We start from the raw sequence: 11,912 nt of genomic DNA on the forward strand, positions 1-11,912 counted from the left end.
AAAAGGCCGGAGCCCTCAGGGTTCCGGCCTTTTTTCATGACGTGACACCGGGCCGTAGACACCAGAAACAAAAGTTTTCGGGTGCCGCCTTTTTTCAAAAAAGCGATGTTCTTTCCAAAGCTTTTAAAAAAAGCTTCACCAAAAACTTTTGATTTTTACGGGTATGCCACAAAAAAAACGGGCCTGCCCTTTTGGGGCAGGCCCGCTTCACCCGCACAAACCATGCAGGCTGGCGAAAGAAAGGATCAGTGACCCAGGGTCACTTCCTCCGCCACATCACCGCGTGCAGCGGCTTCATCAATGTAGCGGCGCGCTTCGGGCGAGACCGTCAGCACCAGCGTCAGCGCGGCCGAGGCCACATACAGGCCACAGAAGATCCAGATGATCCCCTCGATGCCGTGCCAGCTTTCGAACCACGTCACGATCGCCGGACCAACCCAGGTGCTTGCACCAGCGCCCAGACCCAGGGCGGACAGGGCGGCAGCCTTTTCCTTCGGGCAGATCTGCGGCACCAGACCGGACAGCGGCACGAAGGCGGCAATGGTTGCGCCATACAGCGCGCCCATCACGGCGGCAATGGCGAAGTTGCCGGGGAACATCTGCGGCACGTAGTAGAACAGCGGCACCGTGATCGCGGCACCAACGCAGCCGAACAGCGCGACAACGGTGCGGTGGCCCAGACGGTCCGCCGTGATGCCGGACACGAGGTTCACCAGAATGTTCGACAGGAAGATGATCGACAGGAGCTGCAGCCACTGCGACAGCGAGAAGCCGATGACCTTGGTGAAGAACGCCGGCATGATCACCAGGAACGCATATTCCGACGACGTGTTGATGGTGCGCACGATCATGGCGACAAACGTCTTGGGCTCGCGCCACAGGATGCTGATCGAGCTGAAGAAGATCGTGGCGGGCTTGGTGCCCACGGGGGCCAGGCGGCGCGAACCGATGGGCTCACGCGTCATGAGCAGGGCCAGCAGGCCACCGAACATGACCAGACCCAGCGAGGACCAGAACGTTGCCATCTCGCCAATCAGCGGAATGGAGAAGCTGGCGAACAGCGAACCCAGCGTGGGCAGACCACCCGAGAACGCGAACCAGAACCAGCCCGCAGCCGAGCCAAGCTGGCGCGGCGGTGTTGCGGCGGCAATCCAGACCAGAAAGCCATAGGTGAACAGCGGGTAGCCAAAACCACGCATGGTGTAGGCAGCCAGCATGATGGGATAGCTGTTCACGGCCACGCCAAAGGTCAGGAACAGAACCTCGAACACGCCCCAGATGGCAAGGCCAATCCACATGACCCGCTTGGGGCCCCACAGATCGGACAGCGGCCCCGAAGCCCAGGAAGACAGGGACACGGTCACGCCATAGATGGTGAACAGGAGCGCCGTATCGCGCGATGAAATGCCCTGCCCCTCGAGATAGGGCGCCAGGTAGCCAGCCTCGACACCATCACCGATCATGAAGAACAGCAGACCGACGAACCCCCAGAACAGGGGGGCCGGAATGCCAAGCCGATCGGCCAGGGACGTTGATTCGGACAGATTGTCTGTCTGTTTCAAGGGGAGAGTCTCCTCTTTCACAGGCAGCCGACACGAAAACGAGCGGCCCCGCCTCATTGCGGAGCGTCGATGCAGGCTGCGTCCGCACAGTCCGGCTTTCCGGAAACACCAGTGCGGAACTCAGTTTCACAAGTCGGGTGTGCAACCACCCGTGCGGGTCACGATCATGAGGGACAGGCAGGCGGCACAAGCGCCAAAACGCCAGCGCATATGCCTGGCAGACCTGCTGTTCATGCGTGTGACCAGCCATAAAGTCATCAATCCGGCAGGAAAACGCGCCCGGTGGCACGACTTTCATAACAATACGATGAAAAAACACACAAACCGCGCCGAAAAAATCGCACGATGCTGTGATTTCCCAGCGCCGGAAAGACCATGAATTGGCCAGATATACAAAATCGTTTCAGTATCGAACGATTTCACAGTGACAGGATAGTTTCTGACCTCCGCCAAGACACGAAAAATATATTCAGTGGGGATAATCTATACTCAAAAAGCCTCGTGAATGTAAGGGAATTTTCAAATTTTTGACACGATTCTGATTTCTTCCTTATTATATCAATAAGTTTCAGATGATATTTTTATGCATGGACTGCATGCATCGCCCACCATCCCCACCTTTCGCACCGGATGGGTTCCTGCCATAGTCGGGGCCGCACCCCGGTGGGGAGCAGATGCGCCCGCGCTGCACCATCGCGGTCGGGACAGGACAAACGGAACGGTCATGGTGAACATCAAGCTGTCTTTACGCCTCGCCGCGCTGCCGGTTGCATTGCTGCTTGCGCCTGCGGGCTTGAGCACGCTGGCGCATGGGCAGAGCCTGGCCACGCAGAAGGTGCAGCGCGCCATGGACGTGCTGCGCCTCAAGCCCGACCTCGCCAGCAAGGCGTGCCTCGACAAGCTTGACGACCTGCACAAGATGGAAAAGGTGATTGAGGAGGCGGGCGAGAGCGCGCACAACCCCAACCTGTCGCTCGCGCATGATGTGATGGAATCCGACTACGAGGACGCCACCGAATCCTGCGTGCCTGATGCCGCCAAGCTGTGCGCCAACCCCGGATCTCTTGCCAGCGCCAACCAGAAGAAACTCTGTGACGCGCTTGACACCATCATGTCGGTTGATGGATCGGATGAAGGCGATGAAGCCGTAGCCCCCCCGCAGGGTACATCATCGGACTGACCGACCTTCAGCCATCCTGAAAGCCTAAAAGGGTCTGGTGAAGCTTTTTTCAAAAAGCTGAAAAAAACGCCGCCTTTTTGAAAAAAGGCGGCGCCCGGAAACCTTTGTTATTTCAGGCCAGTATCCCTCAGGGCAACTGCGCCAGCAGGTGCAGTCCTTCAGCACTGCCCAGAACGGCTGATTTCTCCGCCCGGTTGAGTTCACGCACTGCCGTAGCCAGGTCTGGTGCCTCACGTAGCTTGAGCAGCCCTACGAGCAGGGCCGGATTGATCGGGTCGCCCCGCCTGCGCGGCGGCGGCAGCATGATCTCGTGCACCCGCAAGAGCCCCCCACGGGCACGCAGGGCCGCAATGGCCTCCTGTATGGGGCGGCCTGCCATCTGGTCCATATAGACCACGGCTTCATGCAGCACCGGCGGCGGGTCCGTCTCCTCGGGGATGAGGAGCAGCCGCGCGCGGCGCAGGATCTGCCCTGCCGCCTCACTGCCGGTCAGGGCGGCAAGCGGAATGGCGCAGACCAGCCCGAGGGTGACCGGCAGCATCCACAAAAACAGCGGCAGCGACACGCTCCACGCCGCCCCCGCCAGCGCAATGCCCAGCACCGTATGCACCCAGTACAGCCGTACGTTCTGCATGATCTGCAAACCGCCCGCGTCACGCCGCTGCGCATTCCAGCCGGAATCACGGCCAAGCAAGATGGACAGCACGCCCGCTGTCTGGATCATCATGGCAATCGGCGCGATCAGGCCGCCGATCAGCGTTTCGACCAGAATGGAGGCCCCCGCCATGATCCCGCCCCCGCACCCCCGGCGCAGCGGAGCATCAATGAGCAGCAGCCCATAGGCCAGAATTTTGGGAGCCAGCAGCACGATCATGGTGCCGATGAACATGTATTCCGCCTGCACGGGGTCAACATGTGGCCAGTGTGGATAAAGCAGCTTGGTATCGCCAAAATATTCCGGCTTGTAGAAGCGGTTCTGCAACGAGACCACAATGCCCACAAGCAGGAAGATCAGCCATAGCGGCGCCGTGACATAGGAGCCGATGCCCATGAGCATGTGCATGCGGCTGACCCAGTGCAGCCCACGCGCGGGCAGCACCTTGGCGTGCTGCAGGTTGCCCTGGCACCAGCGCCGGTCGCGGATGGCGATATCGGTCAGCGATGGCGGGCTTTCCTCATACGAACCCATCAGGGCGGGCACCATATGTATGGCCCAGCCGCCACGGCGCATCAGGGCGGCCTCGACAAAGTCGTGGCTCAGGATCGCGCCGCCAAAGGGCTTGCGGCCTGGCAGGTGCGGCATGCCCGCCTGCTCGGCAAAGGCTGCCGTGCGGATGACCGCGTTATGCCCCCAGTAATTGCCCTCCGACCCATGCCACCAGGCAATGCCGTGGGCGATCAGCGGACCATAGACGCGCCCTGCGAACTGCTGCATGCGCGCAAACAGCGTGCGCCCGTTCACGATTACCGGCAGGGACTGGATCAGGGCCACGCCGGGATTGTTTTCCATGGCCGAGGTCAGGCGCACGATCACGTCGCCCGACATGACGCTGTCGGCATCGAGCGTGATCATCTGCTGGTAGGCCGCGCCGTAGTTACGCACCCATTCACCAATATTGCCGGCCTTGCGGTCGGTATTGACCGCGCGCCTGCGGTAGAACAGGCGCCCGCCCCAGCCCGTGGCGCGGCACAGGGCCATGTAGGCGGCTTCCTCCGCCACCCAGATGTCAGGATCGGTGGTGTCGGACAGGATGAACACGTCAAACGCGCGTTCCTGCCGCGTGGCGCCCAGGCTGTCGATGGTGGCGCGCAGCCCGGCCATGACACGGCCCGGATCTTCATTATAGGTGGGCATGAGCAGCGCCGTGCGGGTGGTGACCCGCGGCAGCGCGCCACTGCGCTTGATGCCAAGCCCCAGCCCGCCATGCGCCAGCATGGAGGCAAAGCCCGCCAGCGCCGAGGTAAAGGCCAGCGCGATCCACAGGAACAGCATGACGAACAGCAGCAGCATGACCATGCCCGCCACCGAGCGCTGCACGGCATTGAACACGAGGTCCATCTCGTAACCGGCCATGCCGGTCATGACCACGGCACCGCCAATGACCACAAGCCGCCGCAGCCCGATCAGCCGCCATTCGGTAGCGGGCATTGCGGGGCGGCCGTGCCGGTCGGGTTCGGCTTCGAGCGCGCGCACGGGCATGTCGAGCGGGGCCTGGGGCGGCAGGGCGGCCCAGCCCTGCGGCAGCAGGCTGGCAGGGGGTACCGGCCGGGCCGGGCGCCGTGGCGCCCCTACGGCGTCCATCGATAGACCCATTCTTCCGATACGGGGCCATTGTCATCGGCCAGCACGCAGTTCAGTTCCGCCACCTTGGCATCACCGGGTGCAAACTCGAACGTGCTGCGCCAGCCATGGATGGGCTCGACCGGCTCGACCACCACATTGCGGATTTCACCCGCCGAGGTGCGGCATTGCAGGTGGAAATGCGGGTTATCGGGCAGCTTGTCGAAGGGTGTGCCGACAAAATCGAGATCGAAGAAGCGCGTATGCGAATCATCGGTCGCATCGCCTACGCGGGTGGCGGCAATACGCGCGAGCCTGGTGGGCCAGGGCGTGTCCCACCCCCAGTACATGCGGTAGGTGAACACGTATTCGCGGCCTGCCGCCAGCGGCTCCTGCGGGCGCCAGAACGAGACGATGTTGTCATTCACCTCGTTGGGGGTGGGAATTTCCACCAGGTCGACAGCCCCTGCACCCCAGTCCCCGATCGGCTCGATCCATAGCGAGGGACGCTTTTCATAATTCAGCGCCACGTCCTCGAAATCGGTAAAGGCACGCTTGCGCTGCATCAGGCCAAAGCCATGCGGCCGCACATCGGTAAAGGCGGAGAACTGCAGGTCACGCGGATTGCGCAGCGGCCGCCACAACTGCTGCCCGCTGCCGGTCCACATGGAAAGACCTTCGCTGTCATGAGCGGCGGGGCGCCAGTCATCCACGCGCGAGCGGTCATTGGCGTCAAAATAGAACATGCCGGTGAGCGGCGCTATGCCGGATTCGGCTATCGCCTTGCGCGGGTAGAGCGAGGACTGCACGTCAAACACCGTGGTCTCGCCGGGGCGGATGGTAAAGCGGAACGCGCCGGTGAGCGAGGGGCTGTCGAGCAGCGCATGCAGCACCACGCTATCCACCCCCGCCTTGGGCTTTTCCAGCCAGAATGCGCGGAACAGGGCGAATTCCTCGCCCGTCGGGTCGCCGGTGCCATTGGCGAAGCCACGGGCGGACAGGCCATAGGTCTGCCCCTTGGCTACGGCGCGGAAATAGGACGCGCCCAGAAAGACGCAGAACTCCTCCATCACACCCGGCGTATTGATGGGCGCGCGCAGGCGCAGACCGGCAAAACCGATATCATCATTCACCCGCAGGGCGGGATCGTTAAAGGTAAACATGTCGGGGCTGAAGGCGATGGGGCGGCTCTGGCCATCAACCACCTCGTTCATGTCGATCCGTGGTGCGTACAGATAACCACGGGGAAAGAACTCGACCTCGAAACCGAGGTTCTCGCCATGCCACAGCGCCTGCTCGGGGCGATAGGCCATGGAATTGTACTGATCGAAATTCAGGTTGCGCAGGGGCGCGGGCAAAGACTGGGAAGGCGGCTGGTAAGCCTGCTGCGACAACTGATGGGCCAGCGTGCGAACCGTGTTGGAGTCAAAATTGCTGCTCTGGGTCGCCCGCGCTGCGCGTGGCGCGGCAATCCCCACGACTGACAGGGCGGACAGGGCCGTGCCCGCTTTCATGAAATTACGTCGTAACACCTAATTCAACTCCAGTCCGTTCTTCTTTTCAGAAGTGCTGACACAATTATTCTTAATTTTTTACCACTGTGCAAAGGCACTTATGCCACAACCGTGATCAGCAGTGCTGATGGCTTTTTCACGGCGTGGATGAACACATACCTGCCAATGTTTCAAGTGGACCCTGTACGGCCTCGCGCGCGGCCTGCTCGATTTCACGGTACAGACGCAGCACCGCCTCGCCCTCTGCCGAAAGGCCGGCCCCGCCACCACCGCCCGGTCGCGCGCTGACCAGCGGGCGGGCAAAAGTGGTATTCATCGCCTCGACCAGCAGCCACGCCCGCCGGTAGGACATGCCCATGGCCCGCGCTGCTGCCGAGATCGAACCTGTCTCGCCAATCTGTTCAAGCAGGCGGATCTTGCCATGCCCGAGCAGGGGCGTGCCATTCGCGTCGAGCCGCAAGGTCAGGCGCATCTGTGTCATGTTTTCCATACTCCCGGCAGCCGCTATGATAATGGCCTCTTCTACCTGAAATATCCTTGTCTGGAATGGATTTTTCCCATCATGCGCCAACCTGTCCTTCCATCGCGGTCACCTTTGGCTTCATGGACCCCGATGCAGCCGGACCATCTGCCCGCAGTCGTGGCGCTTGCTACCCGTATGCACCCCGGCTGCCCCGAACGGGCGGACGTGCTCGATGAACGCCGCAGGCTGTGCCCTGCGGGCTGCCTGGTGCTGACGGAGGCAGACGGACAGGTTGGCGGCTACATGTTGAGCCACCCGTGGCGCATGGCCTGCCCGCCCGCGCTCGATACCCATCTTGGCCACCTGCCGCACGGTCCTGATTGCTGGTACCTGCATGATATTGCTATCAATCCTGCCTTGCGCGGTCAGGGCCATGCCCATGCGGCGCTGCACCATCTTGGCGCGCAGGCGCGTCTTCATGGCGTGAAATGGCTGGCCCTGATGGCGGCGGAAGGTGCGCGCGCGCTCTGGGCACATCTGGGGTTTACGCCAACACCAGACGTGCCTGCCGCCATTACCGCAAGTTATGGGGCCGATGCCTGCCCCATGCGCCGGGCATTACCGGGTAGCTGACATATTTCAAAATAATAAAAGCTTCACCAGAACCTTTTTACAGGTCCTGCATGACCGCGCGCACACCGCGTTCACGGATGGCATGGCGTGTTTTGACCACGGCGGCATCGAGCGCTATCGCATCCATGTCGCGCCAGCCATCAAAGGCAGGCAGGGCAAGCGCCGCCGCAAGATTGGCCTCATTGACCAGTGCCATGTCATCGGCATCGAGCGTAGGCTCGAGCGGGGTGTAGCTTTCGCCTTTCTCGTCACGGCCGCGCAGCATTTCCAGATAGGCGGCAATGCCAAAGGCGATACGGCCCAGATCATGCCCGCTCTCCAGCGAGCGGCGCACCGTATCGGTCCAGAACACCCGCACCTTCGAGGCCCCGTCGCTGCAGATCCGCAAAAGCGTATCGGCCACCGCCTGGTTGGAAAAGCGGCTGAGCAGACGCCTGCGATAGACATCAAGGTCAAAATCGGCGGGCGCATCGATCTGGGGCATGGCATCATGCATCCAGTAGGCGTTGACCAGGTGCTCGAGGTCGGCATCGGCCACCGCTTCATGCGCGTAGCGGTAGCCCAGCAGCAACCCTGCCGCACCAAGCAGGATGTGCCCGGCATTGAGCATGCGCACCTTCACCTGCTCATAACCCGCCACGTCATCCACAAACTGCACGCCCGCCTTTTCCAGCGCGGGGCGGCCATTGCAGAAATTATCTTCCAGCACCCACTGGCTGAAGTCCTCCGCCAGCACGGGCAGTTCGTCGTCCAGCCCGCTGGCATCGTTCAGCGCCTGGCGCGTGGCCCGGTCCACGCCGGGCGTGATGCGGTCAACCATGGAGCACGGAAAGGTCACGTTGGCATCGATCCAGTCGGCCAGATCGGGGTCAACCGCGCGGGCATAGCCCACAAAGGCTGCCCGCGCGACATGACCATTGCTGCGCAGGTTATCGCATGAAAGCACGGTAAAGGGCGGCAGGCCCGCCTCGCGCCTGCGGCGCAGCCCCTCCACCACGTAACCGAACACGGTGGCCGGCCTGCGCGGATGGGCAAGATCCGCGCTCACGCCCGCCTCATCAAGGCAAAAGCAGCCGGTTTCCTCATCGATATTGTAGCCGCCTTCGGTAATCGTCATGCTGACGATGCGCGTCTCGGGGTCTGCCAGGCGGCCCAGCACCGCCTCGGGGTCGGCCGGGGCGAGCAGGTATTCGCGCAGTGCACCGATGATGGAGATGGTGCGCGCGCCATCCGCCGCCACCTCGGACAGGGAATACAGGCAGTCCTGCTGCTGGAACTGCCGCGCCTTGGCTTCCCCGCGCGGGCCACCATTGAGCCCTACGCCCACGATGCCCCATTGCGACTGACCGGGCAGGCCAAGGCACTGGTTGACGTACCACGCCTCATGCGCACGGAAGAAATTGCCCACGCCAAAATGAACGATCCCTCGCCCGACCGCCTCACGCCTGTATGGCAGCGCCTGCACGCCAGCGGGAAGGGTGTTGAGGGTTGTTTCGTTCAGCATGGTGTTCCTGTGCTCCTTCTAGGGTGAGGGGCGGCCACGACCCTCCGGCATGGGGACGGAGGCAGCCTTGCCCTCGGGCTCGAATCCGGCCTCGGCCACCAGCGGGTGGCCATCAAGCGGGAACGGGCCATCATCCGTGCGCCCGTCCGACCAGATATTCCGCACGGCCAGCCGCATGTCGGCATGCAGCAGCCCTAAAGCGAAACGCATGACAGGGGTCCAGTGTTCCCCGCCCTGCTGTTCCAGCCGGTCAAGCAGGGGGCGCATGTCATCATCGGGCAGGGTACGGCCCCGGCGGGTCTTGGCCAGCATGTCGCACCGCTCGGCCATCTGGCCCAGCACATCGACCAGCATGTCACGCTCATGGGCAAGGACATCGCCGGTATGGGCGGTCTCGCCCTCGGTGCCCGCGCGCGCGATAAAAATGGCATCCGAGCGGATCCGGCGCAAAAGCCCCGGCAGGCGCAGCACCAGCGGGTCGTGCTTCGCCAGTGAGGACGGATGCTCCACCTCCGCCTCCTGCACGCCGTCATTCATGTCCTGCAGCAGGGAGCGGCACATCGTATCGATGGTGGCCAGCGCGTCATGGTCGGGATGGTTCTGCAAGGCACCCGAAAGCAGGTCTGACAGGCGCCGCAGCAGGCTTGCGGCATTGCCCAGCACCTCGCGCCGCGCCTCGCCGCGCAGCACAAAGAACGACACCGCAAACGACACCACCACCCCGGTCATGATCGAGGCGATGCGCTGCAGGGGCCGCGAAAACGGCTCGCCCGTGGCGGGGAACAGCAGCACTACCATGAGGGTAACAATGGCCACCCGCATCTTGGGCCGCAGCGCCACGAGCACGGCAAGCGGCATGAGCATGACCCAGAACACCATGCCCACCGAGAGCGATGTATACTGCTCGAGTGCAATGGCGGACATGCCCGCCGCAGCGCCGATAAGCGTGCCCACGATCTGCTCGCGCCCGGTCGAGAGCGTCTGTGTCAGGCGGCTCTGGGTAATGACGATGACCGAGGTGATGAGCGCCCAGACCGGCTCATCAAGATGGATGAGGGTGGCGACAATGCCGGACAGGATGAGCGAAACATTCATCCGCACGACCTGCCGCCACGTGCCCCGCCCCATGATGGAATAAAGCAGGTTCTTCAGGCGTTCAGGCATGCGGCTCAGTGCCCGCTCCCCTCAGGCAGGGGGAAGGGCACCCAGCGCAGCCCATCGGCATTCTGCACCAGGAACAGCACGGTCTTGCGGTGCTGGGCGCGGGCGGCGTCGATCTGGCGGCGCAGGTCGGCGGGCGTGTTGACAGCCGACTGCTGCACCTCGGTCACCACATCACCGGGGCGCAGGCCGCGCTCGGCGGCGGGGCTGTCATCGGTCACACCGGTCACCAGCACGCCCTTCTGCCCTTCGGCCATGTTGTATTTCTGGCGCGCGATGTCATCGATCTCGCCCACGGTAAAGCCCATGCCCGCAATGGCCAGGCTGCCCTGGGCAGGGTTTTTGCTGGCGGGCCTGCTGTCGGCCTTGTCGGTCTTTTCCTCGGGCAGGGCGCCGATGGTAATGGCCACGTTCATCTGCTGGCCCTTACGCCAGATGCCCAGATGCGCCACACTGCCGCCGGCAAGCTCGGCCACGAGGCGCGGCAGGGCGCGGCCATCAATGTCCTTGCCGTTCAGGCTCTGGATCACGTCGCCGGTCTGCAGATGCGCCACCGCCGCGGGCCCCTTGGGCTCGACGCCCGCGATCAGCGCGCCGTGGGGGCTTTTCAGCCCCAGCCCATCGGCAATTTCCTGCGTCACGTCCTGAATGCGCACGCCAATCCACCCGCGCGTGACCCGGCCATGGTGGCGGAGCTGCTCGATGATGCCCTGCGCTTCCGCCGAGGGGATGGAAAAGCCGATGCCGATCGACCCGCCCGAAGGCGAGAAGATGGCGGTATTGATACCGATCACCTCGCCGCGCAGGTTGAACAGCGGGCCACCGGAATTGCCCTTGTTGATGGGCGCATCGGTCTGGATGAAATCATCATACGGCCCCTGCTCGATATTGCGCCCGCGTGAGGACACGATGCCCGCCGTAACCGTGCCTGACAGGCCAAAGGGGTTGCCAATCGCCAGCACCCAGTCGCCCACGCGGGCGTGGTCGCTATCACCAAACGGCACGGCGGGCAGGGGCTTGGGGCTGTCGACTTTCAGCACGGCAAGATCGGTGCGGTCATCATGGCCGAGCAGGCGGGCCTTGAGCACGGTGTTGTCCTGCAGCGTGATGGTGATCTGGTCTGCATGGCGCACGACGTGGTTGTTGGTCACGATCACGCCGGAAGGGTCGATGATGAAGCCCGAGCCAAGCGCCTGCATCTTGCGTGGCGGCGCGTTGGGGCTGCCCTGGCGGTTCATGAAGTCGTGGAAGAACTTCTCGAACGGCGAACCTTCAGGGAAGTTGGGCACCTGCGGCGCGCTGTCGCCATCATCGCCGTCGTCATCGTCCTCACCGGGGCGGACCATCTCGGTGGTGGACACGTTGACCACGGCGGGCAGCAGCCGGGCCGCGAGGTCGGCAAAGCTGTCGGGCATGTTGCGCCCCTCGCCGGGCAGGCGCAGCGGCGCTGCGGCGGCAGGCGGCGTGGCGGGGGCCGGAACGGGTGTTGACGCCGGGGCGGTATCGACCGCGCGGGCGGCGTGGCCCCCAAGGGCCGTGACCAGCCCCATGGCAAGGCAGGATCGGGAAAAGACTGCGGCGCGAAAGGACATGGGGCTCTTACATCCTGCTGAA

Annotated in this window: 10 protein-coding genes; 3 read left to right on the top strand and 7 right to left on the bottom strand. The window is 63.3% G+C overall.

What is annotated here, in order from left to right; genetic code table 11:
- Window positions 1-245: 245 nt before the first annotated feature.
- On the bottom strand, window positions 246-1,562 hold the full coding sequence (locus tag FMA36_RS04335) for an MFS transporter (protein WP_159261091.1): 1,317 nt from the start codon (window positions 1,560-1,562) through the stop codon (window positions 246-248).
- Between the two features lie 166 nt (window positions 1,563-1,728).
- On the opposite strand from FMA36_RS04335, the gene FMA36_RS04340 reads away from it, so the two are divergent.
- A complete protein-coding gene (locus tag FMA36_RS04340) occupies window positions 1,729-1,941 on the top strand; it encodes a hypothetical protein (RefSeq protein ID WP_159261094.1) in 213 nt (70 codons plus the stop codon).
- A gap of 348 nt (window positions 1,942-2,289) precedes the next feature.
- Window positions 2,290-2,742 carry a hypothetical protein gene (locus FMA36_RS04345; RefSeq protein ID WP_159263596.1) on the top strand — a complete coding sequence of 151 codons (453 nt, stop codon included), beginning with the start codon at window positions 2,290-2,292 and terminating at the stop codon, window positions 2,740-2,742.
- 127 nt (window positions 2,743-2,869) lie between these two features.
- On the opposite strand, the gene mdoH is transcribed toward FMA36_RS04345, so the two are convergent.
- The 3 genes from mdoH to FMA36_RS04360 form a co-directional block, all read right to left on the bottom strand.
- Window positions 2,870-5,044: a glucans biosynthesis glucosyltransferase MdoH gene (mdoH, locus tag FMA36_RS04350; protein WP_159261096.1), complete on the bottom strand. Its 2,175-nt coding sequence runs from the start codon at window positions 5,042-5,044 to the stop codon at window positions 2,870-2,872.
- Complete coding sequence (locus FMA36_RS04355; RefSeq protein WP_159263598.1) at window positions 5,032-6,537, bottom strand: OpgD/OpgG family glucan biosynthesis protein; 1,506 nt, start codon at window positions 6,535-6,537, stop codon at window positions 5,032-5,034. The genes mdoH and FMA36_RS04355 overlap by 13 nt, the downstream gene beginning before the upstream one ends.
- 136 nt (window positions 6,538-6,673) lie before the next feature.
- Complete coding sequence (locus tag FMA36_RS04360) at window positions 6,674-7,018, bottom strand: winged helix-turn-helix domain-containing protein (RefSeq protein WP_159261098.1); 345 nt, start codon at window positions 7,016-7,018, stop codon at window positions 6,674-6,676.
- A gap of 132 nt (window positions 7,019-7,150) precedes the next feature.
- On the opposite strand from FMA36_RS04360, the gene FMA36_RS04365 reads away from it, so the two are divergent.
- On the top strand, window positions 7,151-7,633 hold the full coding sequence (locus FMA36_RS04365) for a GNAT family N-acetyltransferase (RefSeq protein ID WP_240906473.1): 483 nt from the start codon (window positions 7,151-7,153) through the stop codon (window positions 7,631-7,633).
- Between the two features lie 37 nt (window positions 7,634-7,670).
- Here the strand turns inward: FMA36_RS04365 and FMA36_RS04370 are convergent, their stop codons facing one another.
- The 3 genes from FMA36_RS04370 to FMA36_RS04380 are packed head-to-tail and all read right to left on the bottom strand — an operon-like array spanning window position 7,671 to window position 11,890.
- Entirely contained in the window at window positions 7,671-9,137 is a 1,467-nt protein-coding gene (locus FMA36_RS04370) for a mannitol dehydrogenase family protein (protein WP_159261102.1), read from the bottom strand.
- 18 nt (window positions 9,138-9,155) lie between these two features.
- Complete coding sequence (locus FMA36_RS04375; protein ID WP_159261104.1) at window positions 9,156-10,301, bottom strand: FUSC family protein; 1,146 nt, start codon at window positions 10,299-10,301, stop codon at window positions 9,156-9,158.
- Window positions 10,302-10,306: 5 nt separating this feature from the next.
- Window positions 10,307-11,890, bottom strand: coding sequence for a DegQ family serine endoprotease (locus tag FMA36_RS04380; RefSeq protein ID WP_159261106.1), 1,584 nt, complete (start codon window positions 11,888-11,890; stop codon window positions 10,307-10,309).
- Between the last annotated feature and the right edge of the window lie 22 nt (window positions 11,891-11,912).

The organism is Komagataeibacter xylinus, assembly GCF_009834365.1.
GTDB lineage: Bacteria > Pseudomonadota > Alphaproteobacteria > Acetobacterales > Acetobacteraceae > Komagataeibacter > Komagataeibacter xylinus_D.